Genomic DNA, 20,317 nt, shown 5'->3' with positions numbered 1-20,317 from the left:
GTGACATCGGGTCAGCGGGCGCCGACCTCCACCCGCGGCCGGGCGGCGTCCCCCCGTGGGGTCAGTCCGCGAGGACCAGCCCGGCCGCCCCGAGCGCGGTGTCCAACCGGGCCAGGGCGATCGGCCCCACCCCGTGCATCGCCCGCAGCTCCGCCCGGCTGGACCCGGCGACGGCCTCCAGCGTGGTCAGCCCGGCCGCCCGGAGAGCCCGCGTCGCCGGGGCGCCGATGCTGGGCAACGGGGTGCCCTCCGGCCGGGGCGCCCGACGCCGCGCCCGTCCCCCGGCGGCCCGGCGGGCGGCGTCCACCACCGCCTCGCCACGGACCGACAGCCGGTACCCGATGTCCAGGGACTCGGTGAGCCCCAGCTCCTTGAGCTTGCGGACGTCGCGCTTGAACTCCGGCACCGGCCGGCCCACCTCGGCGGCCAGGTCCGGGGCCCGCCGCTCGGGGTGGGCGTCGACCAGCTGCAGGGTCCGGGCCGTCCAGAGGCCGATCGGCGAGGCCCGGTCGAGCCGGTCCAGCCGGGCCTGCAGCTCGGTGACCTCGGCGGGCGTGGGCGGGGTCCGGCGCAGCACCGCGCGGGGGTCCTCCCCGGCGAAGCGCAGGCCCACCCGGAACACCGGCCGCCCGGGCTGCGCCGCGAGCCCCCGGTGCACCGCGGCCAGGTCGGTGGCCCCGGCCCGGCGGGCGTCGTCCTCGGTCAGGTCGGTGGGGTCGACCTGGTCCACCGCGGTGACCTCCACCAGCCCGACCCGGGTGCGCATCCTCGTGCCGGGCAACACCCGCGGGCGGTCCCAGCGGCGGAAGGCCAGGTCGACGGTGCCGGCCAGGATCGCGTCGAGCTCGGACGGGCTGATCCTCACGCCCTCACGTTATGAGGTGACGTCCTTGGTCGTGAAGTTCGCCCACGCCGCCCCGAGCAGCACGACCACGTAGACGGCCTGCAGCCCGATGCCGCGCACCACGTCCCGCCACAGGATCGGGTCCCGGAAGAAGTCCACGAACGCCAGCCAGTAGCGGGTGGGCAGGTAGGGCGCGATGGCCGAGGCGGCGTCCAGGGTGAACAGCAGCGAGGAGCCGATCAGCACCGCCAGCGCACCCAGGGTGGCCAGCTGCGGGGAGTCGGTGAGGGTGGAGAAGAACAGCGCGAAGGCCGCCACCCCGAGCATCGAGATCGTCACGTAGCCGATCGCCAGCAGGGTGCGGCCGGCCACCTGCTCGGGGGTCAGCACGGTGCCCGACAGCCCGGTCGAGGCGGCCAGCGGCTGCACCTCGAAGAGCGTCGTCCCCACCAGGTAGCCGACCGCGGCGACGATCACCACGGTGACCAGCACGAACGCGATGACGGCGACGAGCTTGGCCACGAGCAGCCGCGTGCGGCCGGCCGGGCGGGCGAGCAGGTAGCGCAGCGTGCCGCCCTGGGCCTCCCCGGCGATGGAGTCACCGGCGACGACGGCGACCGCGATCGGCAGGAACAGGGGCAGCACGATCGCCAGGGCGGCGAGCGGGAAGAGCGTGCCGTTGGTGAGGACGGCCGAGAGGAACGCCGGCCCCTCCCCCGGCCGGGGCGCCAGGTCGGTCAGCACCAGCAGCACGGCGACCAGCACCGGCAGGGCGTTGAGCAGCCCGATGGTGATCCAGGTCCGCGGACGGCGGAACAGCTTGGTCAGCTCGACGCGGATCACCGGTGCGACTCCACCCGGTCGGCGGAGGTGCCGGCCGCGGCGAGCACGACCTCCTCCAGGGAGGGCCGCTGCAGCCGCAGCCCGGTGACCGGCACGCCCGCCGACACCAGCGCGGCGTTGACCTCGGCGGGGTCGGTGCCGCGGACGACGGCGGTGCTCCCGTCCGCACTCAGCACCCGGTCGCCCAGCACCGCCCGCACCCGGGCCGGGTCCGGGGTCTCGACCACCGTCGCGCCGGTGGGCGCGGTCAGGGTGGCCAGGTCGTCCTGCACCACCACCCGCCCCCGGTCGAGCACGCCGACCCGGGTGGCCAGCTGCTCGATCTCGGCCAGCAGGTGGCTGGAGAGGAAGACGGTGGTGCCGGTGGAGTTGAGGTCCAGCAGCAGGGTGCGGATCTCGTGGATGCCCTGCGGGTCCAGCCCGTTGGTGGGCTCGTCCAGGATCAGCAGGTCCGGACGACGCAGCAGCGCCCCGGCCAGCCCGAGCCGTTGGCGCATGCCCAGGGAGTAGGCCCGCACCGGGCGCTTGCCCACCCCGCCCAGCCCGACCTGCTCGAGCACCTCGCCGACCCGCTGCTTCCGCGACCGGCGCGAGCCACCGGGGCCGGCGGCGTCCAGCAGGCGCAGGTTGGCGGTGCCCGACAGGTGCCCGTAGGCCGCCGGGCCCTCGATCAGCGCACCCACCCGGGGCAGCACCTCCCGGGAGGCCTTCGGCATCCGCTGGCCGAGCACCCGGACCTCGCCCTTCGTGGGCAGCACCAGGCCCAGCAGCATCCGGACCGTCGTCGTCTTGCCCGAGCCGTTGGCGCCCAGGAACCCGTAGACGTCACCGGCCCGGACGTCGAGGTCGATGCCGTCCACGGCGTGCACCGCGCCGTAGCGCTTCTGCAGGCCGTGGGTGGCGATCACGGTCTCGGTCATCGGGCTCCTGCCGTCTGGAGGTCGGTGGCCGCGGCCCCGAGAGCGTCGAGGGTGACGGTGCCGGCGAGGAGGTAGACCCCGCCGCCGCCCTGGCGCTGGCTGGTGCCGGCGACCATCAGGGCCAGCGGGCCGGAGGTGATCCGGACGCCGAGGTCGTCGACCACGGCACCCGGGGTGGCTTCGAGCTGGGCCCGCAGGCCCTGGGAGGACCGGCCGGGCAGCGGGGTCACCGACAGCACGGTGATGCCCGAGCCGTACACGCCGATCTGCGCGGGCACGCCGTCGAAGGACCGACGGGACAGCCCGGCCAGCACGTCGGGCAGCGCGGCCCGGTCGCCGCGGCCGAGGTCGACGTCGGTGAGGTCCCGGTCGGAGCCGATCGAGGCGTCCGCGGGCGGGACGAACGCCGTCGTCGCGGCCGCCGGGGTCGCGGTGTCGAGGTCCAGGAAACGGGTGTCCAGCGCCGGGATCGTGGTGTCGGCGCTGCGGACGACCACGCGCAGCGGCAGCCCGGTCTCCTCGTCGACGTAGACGTCGACGGCGCTGACCGAGGCCGCCTCGGCGGCCGGGGTGTAGCGCAGGCCCAGGGCGTCCCGGCCGGCCACCCGGACCGGGTCGACCCGGCTGAGCTCGGCGTCGGTGGCCTCCGACAGCAGACGCACCCCCAGCGCGCTGGGCAGCAGGTCCGGGGCGGTGGGCAGCGCGAGGTCCGGTGCACTGCCGCGGCTGGCCCGCTGGTCGGCGTAGTCCCACGTCCAGGTGCCGTCGGCGTCCCGGTGGGTGCCGGTCTCCCCGGTGGCGGTCACCACGTCGACCCGCCAGTCGGTCTCCGCGCGGTACCAGGCACGCATCGTGGTCTGGTCGCTGAGCAGGTCCGCGACCGGGGTGAGTGCGTCGGAGACGGGCAGGGTCAGGCCGCCGGTGGAGATCGCGTAGCCGGAGAACGGCTGCGCGGTGCTGGCCAGCACCCGGGCCCGCAGCTCGGTAGCCGTGGTGTCCCGGTCGCCGGCCGGCAGCGCGGACACGACGACCGGGAGCGCGACCAGCAGGGCGAGGCCCAGGGCCACGACGACCCACCGCCAGCCGAGCCGTCGTCCCCCGTTGCGCATCCCGACCACCGTACGTGCGTGCAGCCCGGTGGTGTCGCCTTCAAGCACTTCCACAGGGTCCGCACAGTCGACGGGCGGCCCCCGCCGGGCGCCGTTAGGTTGCCCCGCGTGGCAGCCCCCATCTCCGACGCCGTGGTCGTCGACGTCCTCCGCAGGCTCGACCGGCTGAGCGGTCCGGTGGTCGCGAAGCTGGGCCGCCCGCCCACGCTGCCCGCCGGGGCACGGGCGGCCTGGTGGGCCGACCGGGCCAGCCGGGTGGCCGCCGCGGTGTCGGCCGCACCGCGCTTCGCCGGCAAGCTCGCCGACCTGCTCCCGCTGCAGAACTCGGTCGGGGCGGCCGTGCAGGCCGTCGTCGTGCTGGGCGTGGCCGGGGAGCACGACGTCACCGACCCGGCCCGCCGGGTGGCCCTGCTCGCCGAGGTGCTGCTCGACCGCCCGATGACCACCGTGCAGGTGCAGCCGCTGCTGGACCGGCAGCGGGGTGCCTACGCCGAGGAGGTGCTCGGTCGCAAGGGCGAGCGCGGTGGGGTCAAGGGCACCGCACGCACCGTGTGGCGGATGGCCCGGTTGCTCTCCCGCATCGACGACGCACTGGACGCCCGCCCGAAGGGGAAGTGGCGGCACCGCGCCCTCTCGAACATCCCCGTCGTCGGGGTGCTCGGCGGGTACGCCAGCGAGCACGAGGCCCTGCGCCGGGCCGCCGCCGAGGCCGACGCGGTGCTCTCCGGGACGGCCCCGCAGCGGGTCTGACCGCGGCTCAGGCGGTGGGCGCCAGCTCCGCCAGCGCCGCGTACACCTCACGGGTCGCCGTGGAGCGGTTCATGGTGATGAAGTGGATCCCGGGCACGCCCTCGGCGAGCAGCTCCCGGCACATCTCGGTCGCCACCTCCACCCCCAGGTCGCGCTGGGCCTGCTTGGCCTCGGGGGTGTCGCCGTCGGCGGCGGCGAAGCGCTCGGCCAGGTCGGCCGGGAACGCCTGACCCGACAGCTGGACGATCCGGGCGATCTGCTTCGCGCTGGTCACCGGCATGACCCCGGCGAGCACCGGGACGTCGCAACCGCGGGCGGCCACCCGGTCCCGCAGCCGCAGGTAGTCCTCGACCCGGAAGAACATCTGGGTGATCGCGAAGTCCGCCCCGGCCCGGCACTTGGCCACGAACATGTCCGCGTCGGCCTCGGCGTCCGGTGACCGGGGGTGCGACTCGGGGAAGGCGGCGACCCCGACCGAGAAGTCCCCGACGTCCTTCACCAGCTCGACCAGCTCGGCGGCGTACCGCAGGCCCTGCGGGTGGGCGACCCAGTCGGCCTGCGGGTCCAGCCCCGGCGGGTCACCGCGCAGCGCCATCACGTTGCGCACCCCGGCGGCGGCCAGCCGGGCCACCACGTTGCGCAGCTCGGCGACGGAGTGGTCCACCGCGGTCAGGTGCGCCAGCGGCAGCATCGTGGTGTCGGTGGCGATCCGCTCGGTCACCGCCAGGGTGCCCTCGCGGGTCGACCCACCGGCGCCGTAGGTCACCGAGACGAACGAGGGCCGCAGCCGCTCCAGCTCCCGCAACGCCGTCCACAGCTGGGCCTCGGACGCCGCGTTCTTCGGCGGGAAGAACTCGAACGACCAGGTCGGCCGCCCCTCGGCGAGCAGCTCACGCACGGTCCCGGTCACGCCTGACGAGGGTACGGACTGCACGGGGCCGGGGACGGGAGCCGGGCGGCTGGGCGCGCGTTCACCCACCCGGCGGGTCCCGCTCACCCGGGAGGGTGCCCGGCGCTCGTGACCCTGGGTGATCGGGGCGGGTCCTGCCATGGTCGTCGTGTCGCACCGACGTGGGTGTCGATCCCCCACGCACCCCGTTCTGCTCACCAGGAGTCACCATGCGCGCCCCCCGTCTCGCCGCCGCCGCTGCCGCCCTCGCCGCCGCGACCCTGCTCTCGGGCTGCTCCGTGCTCCCGGACTCCCTGTTCAGCAGCCCCAGCTCCACGTCCGCGGCCAGCACCTCGGCCGCACCGACCTCGGCCGAGCCCACCGTCGAGGCCGTCGCGGCACCGGTCGCCCCCGAGCGGCCCGGGCCCGTCACCGAGCACCACGGCCTCGCCCCCGCCGAGGAGCTGCCCTTCGCCCAGCGGGTCCTCGCCGGTCTGGTCGCCAAGCAGGACTTCGGCTACGCCTGGGCCGACGCGACCCAGGTCCAGGAGACCGTCGACGTCACCACCTCGACCGCCGACGCCGTCGCCGCCCGGCAGGACGCCTACCGCGCCTCGGCCGGGACCGGCCCGGACGACGCCTACCAGATCGACGAGCAGTTCATCGGGGTGCCGGTGATCACCTACGACGCCGACTTCCTGCCCGTGCAGATCGTGGGCACCGTGCAGCGGACCTCCACGGAGCCCGCCGACGACACGGCCGCCGACTCCACCGACGCGGCCGTGACCAGCACCGACAGCAACGCCACCGACCACCAGGTGTACACCGTGAGCCTGGTCTGGACCCAGGTGGTCACCGCCGAGGGCACCGCGGTCGGCGCCTGGGTCTACGACGGCGTCACCGCCTGAGAGCACACCCATCCGACCCCGCGGTGACTCGGGTGGGACTGTGGGACTCCCCGGCGCTGGTCATACTCGACGGGTGACTGCAGGGACCCGAGCGCGCCACCCGTCCACCAGCGCAAACGATGCTGACCTCGGACCGGTCTCCCTGGCCGCCGATCTCATCCGGTTGCGGGGGGCGGTCAGCGACGCGCTGGACGCCTTCCTGGCCGAGAAGCGCGCCGTGCTGGCCGGGATGGACCCCTCCCTGGTGCCGGTCCTGGAGGAGGTGGCCGCGGTCGCCGAGGGCGGCAAGCGGCTGCGCCCGGCCTTCGCCTACTGGGGCTGGCGCGCGGTGACCACCGCCGCCCCCGAGGACGACGCCGCCGTGCTCCGCGCGGTCGCCGCCCTGGAGTTCGTGCACGGCTCGGCCCTGGTGCACGACGACGTGATGGACGCCGCCCGCACCCGACGCGGCCGCCCGGCCACCCACATCGGCTTCGGCGACCGGCACACCGCCCTGGGCCTGTCCGGCAGCACCGAGCTATTCGGCACCGGCGCCGCGATCCTGGTCGGCGACCTGGCCCTGGTCTGGTCCGACGAGCTGCTGCGCCGCTCGGGGATCTCCGCCGAGGCGCTGGCCCGGGCCCGCCCGGTGTGGGACACGATGCGCACCGAGGTCACCGCCGGGCAGTACCTGGACCTCCTGCGCGCCGCCGGTGGGCTGCCCGGCCCCGAGGGCGCGCTCAAGGTCGCCCGGTACAAGTCCGCCGGCTACACCGTGCAGCGCCCGCTGCACCTGGGCGCCGCTTTGGCCGACGCCGGCCCCGAGCTGGTCGAGGCCTACACCGAGATCGCACTGCCCCTGGGTGAGGCCTTCCAGCTCCGCGACGACGTCCTCGGCGTCTTCGGCGACCCCGCCGTCACCGGCAAGTCCGTCGACGAGGACCTCATGGAGGGCAAGCAGACCCTGCTCGTGGCCCTGGCGGAGGAGGCCACCGACGACGCCGGCCGCGCCCTGCTGGGCCGGGTGCTCGGCGACCCGACCGCCGACGCCGCGGCCCTGGACGCCGTCCGGGACCTGATGCGCTCCACCGGGGCGCTGCAGCGGGTCGAGGACCGGATCACGACCCAGACCGCCACCGCCCGCGAGGCCATCGCCGAGGCACCCGTCCTCGACGACGCCCGCGCCGCGCTGGACGCCCTCGCCGTCGCTGCCACCACCCGCACGACGTGAGGACCGTCCCGGGGAGGACCGACCGCGTCGTCGTGGTCGGTGCGGGCCTGGCCGGGCTGTCGGCCGCCCTGCGGCTGCGCGGAGCCGGCCGCGAGGTCACCGTCGTCGAGCGCGGCCCCGCGCCCGGCGGCCGTGCCGGTCGGGTCGAGCGGGGCGGCTACGCCCTGGACACCGGCCCCTCGGTGCTCACCGCACCCGGCCTGATCCGCGACGCGCTGGCCTGCGTGGGCGACGTGCTGGAGGACCGCCTCGAGCTGCTCCCCCTGGAGACGACCTACCGCGCGCAGTACGCCGACGGCTCGACCATCGACGTGCACGCCGACCCCGACGCCTTCGCCGCCGAGGCCGAGCGGGTCTGCGGGCCCGGGGCCGGCGCGGAGGTGCGGGCGTACCTCGAGCACATCCGCGACCTGGACCGGTTGCAGTGGGACGTGTTCATCGACCGGAACCTGGACTCCCCGCTGGACCTGGTCGGGCGGCCGATGATCGAGCTGGCCCGCAAGGGCGGGTTCGGCCGGCTGGCCCCGCACGTGGACAAGCGGCTCACCGACGACCGGCTGCGCCGGCTGTTCAGCTTCCAGGCCCTCTACGCCGGGGTCTCCCCGTTCACCGCCATCGCCGCCTACGCGGTGATCGCCGAGCTCGACATCGGCAAGGGCGTGTGGCACCCGGTCGGGGGATCCACGCCGTCCCGGCCGCGCTGGCGGCTGCGGCCGCCGACGCCGGGGTCGTCTTCCGGTACGACACGTCGGTGGCCTCGCTGGACCTGCGCGGCGGCCGGGCCGTCGGCGTCCGGCTGGTGGACGGCGAGCTGCTGCCCGCCGACGCCGTGGTCGTGACCATCGACCGGCCCGACGACCTCGTGCCCCGCCGGCAGCGGCGGGTCAAGCCGGTGTACTCGCCCAGCTGCGTGGCGATCCACGTCGGCGTGCAGCAGGAGTTCGCCGACCGGGCGCACCACACGATCAGCTTCGGGGAGTCCTGGGAGCAGGTCTTCACCGAGCTGACGAAGACCGGCCGGCCGATGAGCGACCCCAGCCTGCTGATCTCGATGCCCAGCAAGACCGACCGCAGCCTGGCCCCCGAGGGCGGCCAGGTGATCAGCATCGTGGCGCCGACGCCCAACACCGACCGGCACTCCGGCGGCAACCCCGACATCGACTGGTCCACCCTCGGGCCGCGCTACCGCGACGAGGTGCTGCAGACGATGGAGGCCCGCGGCTGGACCGGGCTGACCGGCTCGATCGAGGTGGAGGAGATGCTCACCCCGGCCGACTGGGCCGCCCAGGGCATGGCCGCCGGCACCCCGTTCGCCCTGGCGCACACCTTCGCCCAGACCGGCCCGTTCCGGCCCTCGACCTACCCCGCGGGGGCCCGGAGAACGTGGTCCTGGCCGGCTCGTCGGTGCAGCCCGGCGTCGGGGTGCCGATGGTGCTGGTCAGCGGTCGGCTCGCGGCGCAGCGGATCACCGGGTGAACCAGGCACAGCGGCAGGAGCAGCTCGACGCCGCCTACGCGGTCTGCCGCGGGATCGCCGCCGAGCACGGCAAGTCCTACTTCCTGGCCACCCGGCTGCTCACCCCGGACCGCCGTCCCGCGGTCCACGCGCTCTACGCCGCGGCCCGGGTCGCCGACGACATCGTCGACGTGGGCGCCGACCTCCCCGGTCGCGACCCCGAGGGCGAGCTGCTCACCTGGTCGAAGGCCGCCCTCGCCGAGGTCGAGGCCGGCTGGTCCGACGACCCGGTGCGGTTGGCGCTGGTGCACACCGTGCGCCGCTACGACATCCCGCTCGAGCACTTCATCGACTTCCTGGCCGCGATGACCAGCGACCTCGACGTCACCGGCTACGCCGACCTCGACGCCCTGGACCGCTACATGTGGGGCTCGGCCTCGGTCATCGGCCTGCAGGTCCTGCCCGTGCTGGGGACGGCGCGAGGCGTCAGCCGCGAGGAGGCCGCCCCGCACGCGATCGCGCTGGGCGAGGCGTTCCAGCTGACCAACTTCCTGCGCGACGTCGGCGAGGACGTCGACCGCGGCCGGGTCTACCTGCCCGAGGACCTGATGGCCGCCCACGGGGTCACCCGGGAGCAGCTGGAGGCCAAGCGGTTCGACGACCGGTTCCGGCAGCTGATGCGGGAGATGGTCGACGTCGTCCGCCGCCGGTACGACGACGCGGCGCCGGGCACCCCGATGCTCGCCCCGGAGTCGAGGGACTGCGTGCGGGCCGCCACCGACCTGTACGGCGGCATCCTGGGTGCCATCGAGCGGGCGGACTACCGGGTGCTCGACCAGCGGGTGACGGTGTCCAAGCCCCGCCGGGCCGCGGTGTTCGCCCGGCGGTTGACCGCCGCCCAGGTCGCCCGGGCGCGGCTCAGAACGCGGAGGCCTGCGCCCGCCGGGTGACCTCGGTGTGCCGGTCGTCGCGCAGCGCCTGCACCGGGGTGCCCGGCAGCGACTCGTCCTCCCGGAACAGCCACTCGAAGATCTCCTGCTCGTCGAACCCGCCGTCGGCGAGGACGGTGATCAGGCCGGGCAGGTGCCGCAGGATCTCGCCGTCCAGGACGAAGTCGACCGGGATCTTGCCCTTGCCGCTGCCGGGGACCGCCATCAGCTTGCGGTCGTTGACCAGCTGGCGGACCCGGTTGGCCGAGACGCCGATCAGCTGGGCCACTTCGGCGGGGGTGTACGTCTCCACGACGGTGAGCTTAGGTCGGTGCCATGACCGGTCTCACCCAGCGTCGCCGCGACCCCGGCGAGGAGCCCCTCCCCGACGACCCGGACCGCGACCCGCCCTTCCTCGACCTGGACCGGCTCGAGCGCGAGGCGCGGGGGGTGCTGGAGCCCGGCGTCTACGACTACTACGCCGGCGGCGCCGAGACCGAGACCACCCTGGCCGAGGCGCCCGGGTCCTGGCGCCGCTGGCGGCTGCGCCCGCACGTGCTGCGCGGGGTGTCCGAGGTCGACACCGCCACCACCCTGCTCGGCAGCCCGGTGGCCACGCCGGTCGGCGTCGCGCCCTGGGCCTACCAGGCGATGGCCCACCCCGAGGGCGAGCTGGCGACCACCCGCGGCGCCGCGGCGACCGGCTCGATGATGTGCGTGTCCACCAGCGCCAACCACACCGTCGAGGAGGTCGGCCGGACCGTCCCTGCGGCGCCGAAGTGGTACCAGCTGTACCGGCTGCACTCCTCCGAGCACACCGCCGACCTGGCCCGCCGCGCCGGGGAGGCCGGCTACCGGGCGCTGGTGCTGACCGTCGACCTGCCGCTGCTGGGCCGCCGCAAGCGCGACCTGGTGCACGACTTCGCGCTCCCGGCCGACCTGCGGATGGCCAACCACCCCACCGCCTCCGACCGGCCCGGGCTGTCGGCCAACGCCAGCGCCACCTGGACCTTCGACGACATCGGCCGGTTCGCCGAGCTCAGCGGCCTCCCCGTCGTGGTCAAGGGCGTGCTGCGCGGGGACGACGCCGCCCGGTGCGTGCAGGCCGGGGCGTCGGCGGTGTGGGTGTCCACCCACGGCGGGCGGCAGGTCGACCCGGCCGTCTCCAGCGCGTACGCCCTCCCCGAGGTGGTCACCGCCGTCCGCGGGGAGACCGCCCCGGACGGCTCGGACGTCGAGGTCTACGCCGACGGCGGGGTGCGGACCGGCTCCGACGTGCTCACCGCCCTGGCCCTCGGCGCCCGCGCGGTGTTCCTGGGCCGGCCCACCGCGTGGGGCCTGGCGACCGGCGGCGCGGACGGCGTGGCCCGGGTGCTGGGCGGGCTCACTGACGAGCTGGCGCACACGATGGCGCTGTGCGGGTTGGCAGATGTCGACGAGATCGGCGCCGATCTCGTCGTCCGGGCATGACGGGGGCCCCCGCGTCGTGCCAGCCCGCCCCCAGGGTCCGCTCGTAGACTGCGCGCCGTGGACACCGCCGTGACCGACCCTGTCCTGGGCCTCGTGCTCGAGGGTCGGTACCGGCTCGAGGAGCGGGTGGCCCGCGGCGGCATGTCCACCGTCTACGCCGCCACCGACCTGCGGCTGCACCGGGTGGTCGCGGTGAAGGTGATGGTCGAGCACCTGGCCCGCGACCCCGCCTTCGTCGACCGCTTCACCCGCGAGGCCCGGGCCGCGGCGATGCTCAACCACCCCAACGTGGTCGGGGTCAGCGACCAGGGCGAGGACCAGGGGCTTGTCTTTCTGGTGATGGAGCTGGTCCGCGGGCGCACCCTGCGCGACCTGCTGCAGGCCCGCGGCCGGCTGACCGTGGGCGAGGCCTTCGCCGTCCTGGAGCCGGTGCTGGCCGGGCTGACCGCTGCGCACCGGGCCGGGATCGTGCACCGCGACGTCAAGCCCGAGAACGTGCTGATCTCCACCGACGGCCAGGTCAAGGTCGCCGACTTCGGCCTCGCCCGGGCCGTCGCCGGCACCGGGCACACCAGCCACACCGGCGGTGTGCTCATCGGCACCGTCGCCTACCTCTCCCCCGAGCAGCTCGAGCGCGGGAAGTCCGACGCCCGCTCGGACGTCTACGCCGCCGGCGTCGTGCTCTACGAGCTGCTCACCGGCCACCCGCCCTACGCCGGGGACACCCCGCTGGCGGTGGCCTACCAGCACGTGCACCACGACGTCCCGGCCCCGTCGCTGGAGTCCCCCGGCCTGCCGTGGCAGGTCGACGAGCTGGTCGCCCGCACCACCCGCCGCGACCCGGGCGCCCGTCCGCTGGACGCCGGTGCCTTCCTCGCCGAGATCCACCAGGTGCAGCGCGACCTCGGCCTGGGCCGCACCCCGGTGCCCACCGGCCGGACGACGGTCAACCCGGCCACGCTGCGGCCCACCAACCGGGCCACCCAGCCCCGCCCGACCTCCGGCGACCCGCGCACCGAGGTCCTGGCGGCCCAGCGCGCCAGCGGGCGCACCGCGATGGTGCCGCTGCCCCCCACGGGCGCGGTGCACGGTCGTCGTCCCCCGCCGGTGCAGCACACCGCCCCCCGGCCGCCCGGTGCGCGTCCGGGCGTGCCCGCGCACATCCGCCGCCGACGGGCCCGGTTCGCGATCACCATCGTCGTGCTGCTGGCCATCACCATCGGGGCCGTCGGCTGGTGGCTGGGCTCGGGCCGGTGGACCGACGTGCCCAGCGTCAGCGGGCAGGGCAGCCAGCAGGCGGTCGGCTTCCTGCAGGAGGCCGGGCTGGACCCGGTCTTCGGCGACGAGCAGTTCAGCGAGGACGTGCCGGCCGGCACGGTCATCTCCGCCGACCCGGACGGCGGCCGTGCCGTGATCGGCTCCGACGTGGAGCTGGTGGTCTCCAAGGGGCCCGAGCGCTTCGCGGTGGACGGCGCCCTGGTCGGCCAGCCCTCCGGTGACGTGCAGGCCGCGATCGAGGCCCTGGGCGGCGACCTCGTCGTCACCACCACCCCCGGGCGCAGCGACAGCGTGGCCGCGGGCTCGGTGATGGGGATCGACCCCGTGCCGGGCACCGAGCTGCGCCGGGGGGACACCGTCACGCTCACCGTCTCCGAGGGCGCGGCCACCGCCGACGTCCCGGACCTGGTCGGGATGGACGCCGACGACGCCCAGGGCGCGCTGGAGGACCTGGACTTCGACGTCGTCCGGGTCGACGGCCGCAGCAACGACGTCGCCGCCGGTCTGGTGATGGACGTGTCGCCCACCGGCAACCAGCCCTACGGCTCGACCGTCACCCTCACCGTCTCCCAGGGGCCGGTGCAGGTCACCGTGCCCGACGTCGGCGGGCAGACCCTGGCGGAGGCGACCGCCACCCTCACCGCGGCCGGTCTGCAGGTCACCTCCAGCACCTTCATCACCGGTGACCGGGTGGTGCGGCAGAGCCCCGGGGCCGGCGAGGTCGTCGACGAGGGCACCACCGTGAACCTCCTCCTCAGCTTCATCTGAGAACCGTTCCGGTCCGGTCCCCTCCGGCGGGGCCCGACCCGGTCGTTCCGGCACGCCTCTGACCTGCATGAACGCTGTGTTGCGGGATCGATGTCATCGCTGCGGGTCTTTCGCCGAGGTCACTAGCCGTGATCAGGTGTGCACACCTGAGTCCCGGCTGTGCGGCGCACCGTGCACGCCGGGGCACCGCCTCACACTGGAGTGACGCCCGTGCCCACACGCTCTCTGTCCCGCCCGGCCGCACTCGCCGCGGTCGCCGTCCTCACCGCCGCCGGGGTCGGCGCCACCGCCGGCGCCGCGACCGCCGCTCCCGCCGCCGGCCCGCTGGGCTCCTACATCGTCACCCTGGCCCCGGGCAGCCTGCCCGCCCAGGTCGCCGCCCTCACCGACGCCCTCGGCGGCGACGTGAGCCACGTGTACTCCAGCGCGCTGACCGGGTTCGCCGTCACCCTGCCCACCGCCCTCGCCGACCGGCTGGGCACCCTGCCCGGCGTCGTCGCCGTCGAGCCCGACGCCCCCGTCGAGCTCGCCGCCACCCAGACCGGGGCCACCTGGGGCCTGGACCGCACCGACCAGCGCCAGCTCCCGCTGAACGGCTCGTTCAGCTACGCGGCCACCGGCGCCGGGGTCACCGCCTACGTGATCGACACCGGCATCGCCCTGGCGCACACCGACTTCGGTGGGCGGGCCAGCACCGGTGTGGACACCATCGACGGCGGGGCGGCCACCGACTGCAACGGGCACGGCACCCACGTCGCCGGCACCGTGGGCGGGACGACGTACGGGGTGGCCAAGCAGGTCTCCCTGGTCGGCGTCCGGGTGCTGGACTGCCAGGGCAGCGGCTCCACCTCCGGCGTCATCGCCGGGGTGGACTGGGTGACCGCCGACCACCAGACCGGCGAGGCCGCGGTGGCCAACATGAGCCTGGGCGGCGGGGTCAGCAGCGCCCTGGACCGGGCCGTGCAGAACTCGATCGCCGACGGCGTGACCTACGCGGTGGCCGCCGGCAACGGCGACGCCCTGGGCATCCCGCAGGACGCCTGCGGCAACTCCCCCGCCCGGGTCTCCGGCGCCATCACCGTCGGTGCCACCGACCGCAGCGACCAGCCGGCGTCCTTCAGCAACTACGGCTCGTGCGTCGACCTCTTCGCCCCCGGCGTGGGCATCACCAGCGACTGGTACACCTCGACCACCGCCACGAACACGATCAGCGGCACGTCGATGGCCACCCCGCACGTCGCCGGCGTCGCCGCGCTCTACCTGCAGACCAACCCCTCGGCCAGCCCCGCCACCGTCGCCGGCCAGCTGACCTCGACCGCCACCCAGGGCATCGTGCCCACCAGCCGCACGGCGCAGAACGACCTGCTGTTCAGCTCCTACTGATCCCCGCGCCCAGCGTGGATCAGGTGACCTGATCGAACACTGGCCGCCCTCGCCAACGCTGGTGAGGGCGGCCAGTCTCTGGTGAGGGCGGCGCCCGGTTGGGCGTTGATCAGGGTCCTGCACCGTCGTCCGTCCTCCCCCGTGGACGTTCGCGGGGGAGGACGCACATCGGGGCAGGACCCTGATCGACGCTCGGGAGACGTCAGCCGGCGAGCAGGGCCCCGAGGACGGCGGCGGCTCGGTCCACGGCGGCGTCATCGACGTCGAGGTGGGTGAGCACCCGGACCCGGCGGGGGCTGACCTGGCTCACCAGCACGCCCTCGGCCTTCGCCGCGGCAGCGAGTGCCGGGGCGTCGACGTCGTCCAGCACGACCATGTTGGTGTGCACGGTGGCCGGGTCGACGCCGAGCCGGTCGGCCAGCGTGCGGGCCCGGGCGTGGTCGTCGGCCAACCGCTCGAGGTGGTGGTCCAACGCGTAGCTGCAGGCCGCGGCGAGGACGCCGGCCTGGCGCATCCCACCGCCGAGGCGCTTGCGCCACAGCCGCGCCTCGCCGATGCGTGCCGACGACGAGACCAGCACCGAGCCGACCGGGGCCCCCAGGCCCTTGGACAGGCAGACCGAGGCGGTGTCGGCCAGCCGGCCGTAGGTCTCCAGCGACACCCCGGACGCGATGTGCGCGTTCCAGATGCGGGCGCCGTCCAGGTGCACGGCGACGTCGGCATCGCGGGACCAGGCGAACAGCTTCTCCAGCTCCGCGAGGGGCTGCACCCGGCCGCCGCCACGGTTGTGCGTGTTCTCCACCGCGACCGCGGCGGTGGCGGTCAGGTGCCAGTCGCCCTTCGGGCGCACCTGGGCGATGAGCTGGTCGGCGTCCAGTAGTCCGCCGGGACCCACGACGGTGCGGGTGCTGAGCCCGAAGACGGCGGCCGCGGCACCCATCTCGTAGGTGACGACGTGGGCGTCGGCGTCCCCGAGCACCTCCTGGCCGGGCTGGCAGACCAGCCGCATGCCGATCTGGTTGCCCCATCGTGCCGCTGGGCACGAACAGCGCCGCCTCGTGCCCGAAGAGCGCGGCGACCCGCTCTTCCAGCGCGTTGACCTGCGGGTCCTCGCCGTAGACGTCGTCTCCGACCTCGGCGTCGGCCATCGCCGCCCGCATGCCCGCGGTGGGGCGCGTGACCGTGTCTGAGCGCAGGTCGATCATCCGCGGAGCATCTCGGCGACCAGGAACGCCAGCTCCAGCGACTGCCCGGTGTTCAGCCGCGGGTCGCAGGCGGTCTCGTACCGGCTGTTGAGGTCCTCGTCGCTGATCTCCTGGGCGCCACCCAGGCACTCGGTGACGTCCTCGCCGGTGAGCTCGACGTGGATGCCGCCGGGCCACGTGCCCAGGCCGCGGTGCACCTCGAAGAAGCCGAGTACCTCGTCGACCACCCGGTCGAAGTGCCGGGTCTTGTAGCCCGACGTCGACTCGTGGGTGTTGCCGTGCATCGGGTCGCACTGCCAGACGACCTGGTGGCCGCTTGCGGTGACCTTCTCCACGATCGCCGGCAGGACGTCGCGGATCTTCCCGTTGCCCATCCGGCTGATCAGCGTGAGCTTGCCGGGCAGGCCTTCGGGGTCCAGCCGCTCGACCAGCTCGGTGGCCTGCTCGGGCGTCGTCGTCGGGCCGATCTTGACCCCGACCGGGTTGGCGAGCCGCGAGGCGAACTCGATGTGCGCGCCGTCCATCTGGCGGGTGCGCTCGCCGACCCACACGAAGTGCGCGCTGAGCGCGTAGGGCCGGCCCTCGTGCATCCGGAGCAGCGCGCGCTCGTAGTCCAGGATCAGCGCCTCGTGGCTGTTGTAGAGCTCGACGCCGCGCAGCACGGAGTCGTCCACGCCGCAGGCCCGCATGAACGCCAGGGCGCGGTCGATCTCGCGGGCGATCACCTCGTAGCGCACCCCGGCCGGGGAGTTGGCCACGAAGTCCTGGTTCCAGTGGTGCACCGCGTTGAGGTCGGCCAGCCCACCCCGGGCGTAGGCCCGGATCATGTTCATCGCGGCCGCGCTGTTGGCGTAGGCACGCACCAACCGGTTCGGGTCGGGGATGCGGTCGGCCAGCACCGGGTCCAGGGAGTTGACCATGTCGCCCCGGTAGGAGGGCAGGCCCAGCGCGTCGGTGTTGGAGCTGCGCGGCTTGGCGTACTGCCCGGCGACCCGGCCGACCTTCACCACCGGCACCGACGCGCCGTAGGTGAGGACGACGGCCATCTGCAGCAGCGTGCGGGTGGTGGCCTGCAGGTGCGGCTCGGTGTTGAGGTCGAAGGTCTCCGCGCAGTCACCGCCCTGCAGCAGGAACGCCCTGCCCTGGGCGACGTCGGCCAGCTGCGCGCGCAGCGCGTCGACCTCGGTGGGCGCGACGATCGGCGGGACGGTCGAGAGGGTGGACAGCACGGCGTCCAGGGCGGCCCGGTCGGGCCACTCCGGCTGCTGGGCGATGGGCAGCTCACGCCACCTGTCCAGGCCGGGGACCAGCTCTGCGGGTTCGGTCAGACTCACGACAGGAGGGTACGGCGCCGGTGATCACCCGTCCCCGCCTGCCGTCCCCCACCGGCTGGGCGAGGATCACCCCATGACCCGTCTCATCGCCCTCACCGGAGCCACCGGCGCGCTGGGGGGCCGGGTCGCCCGGCTGCTGGCCGACGCCCCCGCCGACCACGACGTCGCGCTGCGCCTCGTCGTCCGGGACGCCGCCCGCGCCCCGGAGCTGCCCGGCGCCGAGGTCGTAGCGAACCCCGGCGGCTACTCCGACGAGGCCGGGCTGGCCGAGGCGCTGGAGGGCGTGCACACCCTGTTCCTGGTCAGCGCCGCCGAGGCCGAGGACCGCACCGAGCAGCACCTGTCCGCCGTCCGGGCCGCCGTGGCCGCGGGGGTGGAGCGGGTGGTCTACACGTCCTTCCAGGGCAGCGAGCCCGGCGCGACGTTCACCCTCACGGCCACGCACGCCGCCACCGAGGCCGCGCTCGGTGACAGCGGGCTGCGGACGACGGTGCTGCGCAACGCCATGTACGCCGACTTCGTGCCGTTCTTCGCCACGGTCACCGGCGAGGGGACGGCGGAGATCGCAGCCCCCGCCGGGACCGGCGCGGTCTCCTTCGTCTCTCGGGACGACGCTGCCGCGGTCGCCGCCGCCGTCCTGCTGGAGGACCACCCGAGCACCGACGGGAGGGTGCTGGACGTGACCGGCCCGGAGGCGATCACGCTGACCCGGGCGGCCGAGGTGCTCACCGAGGTGACCGGCCGGCAGGTGACCTACCGCGACCAGACGGTCGAGGAGGCCTGGGCGACCCGTCGACCGTCGGGCGCCCCCGACTGGGAGGTCGAGGGCTGGGTGACCAGCTACACCGCGATCGCCGCGGGCGAGATGGGGACGGTGAGCGACGTCGTCGCCGAGCTCACCGGCTCCCCCGCCCTGACCGTCGCCGAGCACCTGGCCCGGCACCCGGAGGACTGGGCGCCGCTCAGGTAGTCAGCGACCGCCAGACGGCGAGGCCGTGCCGGGCGTCCACCAGCGCGTCGTGCGCGTCGGGCGACTTGGGCGGCAGCGGTGGGGAACCGGCGTCCTCCCACCGCTGCTTGAGCTCGTGGGTGAAGCGCGGCACCGGCTTGGCCAGCGCCGGCATCGCGCCCCACAGCTGGCACAGCACGACGTGGTCGTAGGCGGCGATCCAGGCCCACAGCTGGACCTCCTCACCGGGGGCGGTGAGGAAGTCCAGCAGCGACGTCCTGATCTGGGCCCGCGACCGCCACGCCTTGTCCGCCGGCGGCGGCAGCTTGTCCAGCACGTTGCGCTTCACCCAGGGGATGGCCCGCGAGCCGTCGAACTCCGTGGAGACGGCGTAGAACTCCCGCCCGGTCTCGTCGACGACCCCGATCGACACCAGGTCGATCGTGGTGCCGTCCTCGATGAACTCGGTGTCGTAGAAGTAGCGCCGCACGGCCCGAACGGTAGGCGGTGGCGGGAAACCAGGTGCGCCCCCGTCGGGCGGTGGGGCAGCCTCTCCCGGTGCCCGCCGACCAGACCCTCGCCCGCGCCCGGGGGGAACTCGCCGCTGGCGAGACTGCTCGCGCCCGGGAGCGGTTGCACGGGCTGCTTGCCACCTACCCCCACCGGCTGGACGTGCGGTCTGCGCTGGCCGAGACCCAGCGTGCCGACGGGGACCGCATCCAGGCCGGCCGGTGGGGGTACCTCCTCCCGGACAGCGACCCCCGCCGAGACCGCGGCGTTCCTCGAGGCCTACCCCGCCCCGGTCGCCAGGGTCCGGGCCATGCGGTGGTCCGGACCCGAGGACGCGTCCGGGCCCGCCGTGCAGGCCCTGCTGCTCGGTCTCCGGACGGCGGCCGAGACCGACACGGGTGGTCCGGTCAGCTGGACGACCGCGCGCCCCCGACCGACACCACCACCGTCGACGCTGGCCGATGCGCTGGTCCCCGCCGGCTGCTTCGTCGTCGTCGCCGTCCTGGCAGCCTTCGTGGTGATCGGAGCAGTCACCGTCGTCGGCTGGCTGCGCTGATGCCGAGAGTGCAGCTGTAGTCGTCGACACGCGTCGGCACGCCGGTCCCGACGACTGCAGCTGCACTCTCGGCCGGCGGGGTCAGCCGCGGGCGCGGCCCCGCTCGACGGAGTTGGCGCCGAACTCCTCGCCGTTCAGCGCCGCGATCTCCTGCTCCAGGTGAGGGACTGCGACCTTGGACTGGGCGAGCACCAGCTTCTCCCCCACGGCGCCGATGACGGCCTGCCGCCAGGCGGAGAAGAACCCGACCGAGCGGGGCACGAACACCCGGCGGCCGCGGGTCTCCAGGTTGCGCAGCAGCGCGTCGGCGCAGTCCGAGACCGAGGTGTAGCTGCCCAGCGGGCCGGGGAGCCGGTCGAGGGTGGCCTTGAAGGTGGGCAGCGCGGCCTTGGTGTCGCGCACCATGTCGGTGTCGATCCAGACCGGGTGCGCACTGGCCACGGTGACGCCGCGGTGCGCGACCTCCAGGCGCAGCACGTCGCCGAAGCGCTCCAACCCGGCCTTGGCCGCGCAGTAGGCGGAGAGCCCCGGCAGCAGCGAGAACGCGGCGGCCGAGGAGATGAGCAGCACGTGCCCGCGGCGCTCGCTGATGGCCGGCAGCGCCGCGTGCGCGGTGAGCATCGCGCCGGTCAGGTTGACCTCGATGGTGCGGGCCAGCGCCCGGGCCGAGGCGGTGGCCACGGTGTTCATGGGGGCGATCCCGGCGTTGGCGACGACGACGTCGAGGCCGCCGAAGACGTCCACGGCGCGCTGCACGGCGGCGGCCATCGCGTCGGCGTCGGTGACGTCGGCCTCGACCCACAGGTGCTCGGGACCGAGCTCGGTGGCGACGGCGGCGAGCAGCTCGGGCTCCAGGCCGACGAGGGCGACCCGGGCGCCGCGCCCGGCGGCCTTGCGGGCCAGCTCGGCGCCGATGCCGCGGGCGGCGCCGGTGATCAGCACGGCCTGGCCGGCCAGGGGACGGGTGGTGCGGGGCATGGCGGGCTCCTCGTCGTCGGTGACGCGTG

The 20,317-nt window shown here is 74.9% G+C and carries 18 protein-coding genes and 2 pseudogenes; 10 read left to right on the top strand and 10 right to left on the bottom strand.

The genetic code is table 11. From position 1 onward, the window contains the following. Positions 1 to 61 precede the first annotated feature (61 nt). Genes F1C76_18305 through F1C76_18290 form a run of 4 tightly spaced genes read right to left on the bottom strand, consistent with a single transcriptional unit; the run spans position 62 to position 3,674 of the window. Positions 62 to 865, bottom strand: coding sequence for a hypothetical protein (locus F1C76_18305; GenBank protein QNG38259.1), 804 nt, complete (start codon positions 863 to 865; stop codon positions 62 to 64). A 9-nt stretch (positions 866 to 874) separates the two neighbouring features. Beyond that, positions 875 to 1,687, bottom strand: a complete 813-nt coding sequence (locus tag F1C76_18300; GenBank protein QNG38258.1) for an ABC transporter permease — start codon at positions 1,685 to 1,687, stop codon at positions 875 to 877. After that, the gene (locus tag F1C76_18295) at positions 1,684 to 2,607 is read right to left on the bottom strand and encodes an ATP-binding cassette domain-containing protein (GenBank protein ID QNG38257.1); all 924 of its coding nucleotides are present in this window, start codon (positions 2,605 to 2,607) and stop codon (positions 1,684 to 1,686) included. Before F1C76_18295 ends, F1C76_18300 begins: the two co-directional genes overlap by 4 nt. Further along, positions 2,604 to 3,674, bottom strand: a complete 1,071-nt coding sequence (locus F1C76_18290; protein ID QNG39359.1) for a transcriptional regulator — start codon at positions 3,672 to 3,674, stop codon at positions 2,604 to 2,606. The genes F1C76_18295 and F1C76_18290 overlap by 4 nt, the downstream gene beginning before the upstream one ends. Positions 3,675 to 3,824: 150 nt before the next feature. Here F1C76_18290 and F1C76_18285 point away from each other — a divergent pair, with 150 nt between their 5' ends. Beyond that, positions 3,825 to 4,466 carry a hypothetical protein gene (locus F1C76_18285; GenBank protein ID QNG38256.1) on the top strand — a complete coding sequence of 214 codons (642 nt, stop codon included), beginning with the start codon at positions 3,825 to 3,827 and terminating at the stop codon, positions 4,464 to 4,466. Between the two features lie 7 nt (positions 4,467 to 4,473). Here F1C76_18285 and metF read toward each other — a convergent pair whose 3' ends face one another. Continuing rightward, a complete protein-coding gene (metF, locus tag F1C76_18280; GenBank protein QNG38255.1) occupies positions 4,474 to 5,517 on the bottom strand; it encodes a methylenetetrahydrofolate reductase [NAD(P)H] in 1,044 nt (347 codons plus the stop codon). A gap of 68 nt (positions 5,518 to 5,585) precedes the next feature. Here metF and F1C76_18275 point away from each other — a divergent pair, with 68 nt between their 5' ends. From F1C76_18275 to F1C76_18260, 4 genes and pseudogenes are all read left to right on the top strand, one after another. Beyond that, the gene (locus F1C76_18275) at positions 5,586 to 6,263 is read left to right on the top strand and encodes a hypothetical protein (GenBank protein ID QNG38254.1); all 678 of its coding nucleotides are present in this window, start codon (positions 5,586 to 5,588) and stop codon (positions 6,261 to 6,263) included. A gap of 229 nt (positions 6,264 to 6,492) precedes the next feature. Beyond that, positions 6,493 to 7,473, top strand: coding sequence for a polyprenyl synthetase family protein (locus F1C76_18270; protein ID QNG39358.1), 981 nt, complete (start codon positions 6,493 to 6,495; stop codon positions 7,471 to 7,473). Then, positions 7,470 to 8,949: pseudogene (gene crtI, locus F1C76_18265) on the top strand (phytoene desaturase). The gene F1C76_18270 and the pseudogene crtI overlap by 4 nt, the downstream one beginning before the upstream one ends. After that, positions 8,946 to 9,878, top strand: coding sequence for a phytoene/squalene synthase family protein (locus tag F1C76_18260; GenBank protein ID QNG38253.1), 933 nt, complete (start codon positions 8,946 to 8,948; stop codon positions 9,876 to 9,878). The pseudogene crtI and the gene F1C76_18260 overlap by 4 nt, the downstream one beginning before the upstream one ends. On the opposite strand, the gene F1C76_18255 is transcribed toward F1C76_18260, so the two are convergent. Beyond that, positions 9,847 to 10,170: a helix-turn-helix domain-containing protein gene (locus tag F1C76_18255; protein ID QNG38252.1), complete on the bottom strand. Its 324-nt coding sequence runs from the start codon at positions 10,168 to 10,170 to the stop codon at positions 9,847 to 9,849. The genes F1C76_18260 and F1C76_18255 overlap by 32 nt on opposite strands. 23 nt (positions 10,171 to 10,193) lie before the next feature. Between F1C76_18255 and F1C76_18250 the strand changes: the two genes are divergently transcribed. The 3 genes from F1C76_18250 (at position 10,194) to F1C76_18240 (ending at position 14,756) form a co-directional block, all read left to right on the top strand. Then, complete coding sequence (locus F1C76_18250; protein QNG38251.1) at positions 10,194 to 11,327, top strand: alpha-hydroxy-acid oxidizing protein; 1,134 nt, start codon at positions 10,194 to 10,196, stop codon at positions 11,325 to 11,327. Positions 11,328 to 11,384: 57 nt separating this feature from the next. Beyond that, positions 11,385 to 13,373 (top strand): Stk1 family PASTA domain-containing Ser/Thr kinase, encoded by a 1,989-nt coding sequence (gene pknB / locus F1C76_18245; GenBank protein ID QNG38250.1) that lies wholly within the window; start codon positions 11,385 to 11,387, stop codon positions 13,371 to 13,373. A gap of 210 nt (positions 13,374 to 13,583) precedes the next feature. Next, a complete protein-coding gene (locus F1C76_18240; GenBank protein ID QNG38249.1) occupies positions 13,584 to 14,756 on the top strand; it encodes a S8 family peptidase in 1,173 nt (390 codons plus the stop codon). A gap of 202 nt (positions 14,757 to 14,958) precedes the next feature. On the opposite strand, the pseudogene F1C76_18235 reads toward F1C76_18240, so the two are convergent. Continuing rightward, a pseudogene (locus F1C76_18235) lies at positions 14,959 to 15,961 on the bottom strand (low specificity L-threonine aldolase). Beyond that, entirely contained in the window at positions 15,958 to 17,295 is a 1,338-nt protein-coding gene (locus F1C76_18230) for a 3-deoxy-7-phosphoheptulonate synthase class II (GenBank protein ID QNG38248.1), read from the bottom strand. Before F1C76_18230 ends, F1C76_18235 begins: the two are co-directional and overlap by 4 nt. Positions 17,296 to 17,368: 73 nt before the next feature. On the opposite strand from F1C76_18230, the gene F1C76_18225 reads away from it, so the two are divergent. After that, positions 17,369 to 18,265: an NAD(P)H-binding protein gene (locus tag F1C76_18225; protein ID QNG38247.1), complete on the top strand. Its 897-nt coding sequence runs from the start codon at positions 17,369 to 17,371 to the stop codon at positions 18,263 to 18,265. On the opposite strand, the gene F1C76_18220 is transcribed toward F1C76_18225, so the two are convergent. Further along, positions 18,258 to 18,734 carry a polyadenylate-specific 3'-exoribonuclease AS gene (locus F1C76_18220; GenBank protein ID QNG38246.1) on the bottom strand — a complete coding sequence of 159 codons (477 nt, stop codon included), beginning with the start codon at positions 18,732 to 18,734 and terminating at the stop codon, positions 18,258 to 18,260. The genes F1C76_18225 and F1C76_18220 overlap by 8 nt on opposite strands. A 330-nt stretch (positions 18,735 to 19,064) precedes the next feature. Between F1C76_18220 and F1C76_18215 the strand changes: the two genes are divergently transcribed. After that, positions 19,065 to 19,310 carry a hypothetical protein gene (locus F1C76_18215; protein ID QNG38245.1) on the top strand — a complete coding sequence of 82 codons (246 nt, stop codon included), beginning with the start codon at positions 19,065 to 19,067 and terminating at the stop codon, positions 19,308 to 19,310. A gap of 81 nt (positions 19,311 to 19,391) precedes the next feature. Here the strand turns inward: F1C76_18215 and F1C76_18210 are convergent, their stop codons facing one another. Next, entirely contained in the window at positions 19,392 to 20,288 is an 897-nt protein-coding gene (locus tag F1C76_18210) for an SDR family oxidoreductase (GenBank protein QNG38244.1), read from the bottom strand. Between the last annotated feature and the right edge of the window lie 29 nt (positions 20,289 to 20,317).

Source organism: Geodermatophilaceae bacterium NBWT11 (assembly GCA_014218215.1).
Lineage (GTDB): Bacteria > Actinomycetota > Actinomycetes > Mycobacteriales > Geodermatophilaceae > Klenkia.
Note: the sequence above shows the minus strand (reverse complement) of the source record. Positions and strands in the feature narration are given on the sequence as shown.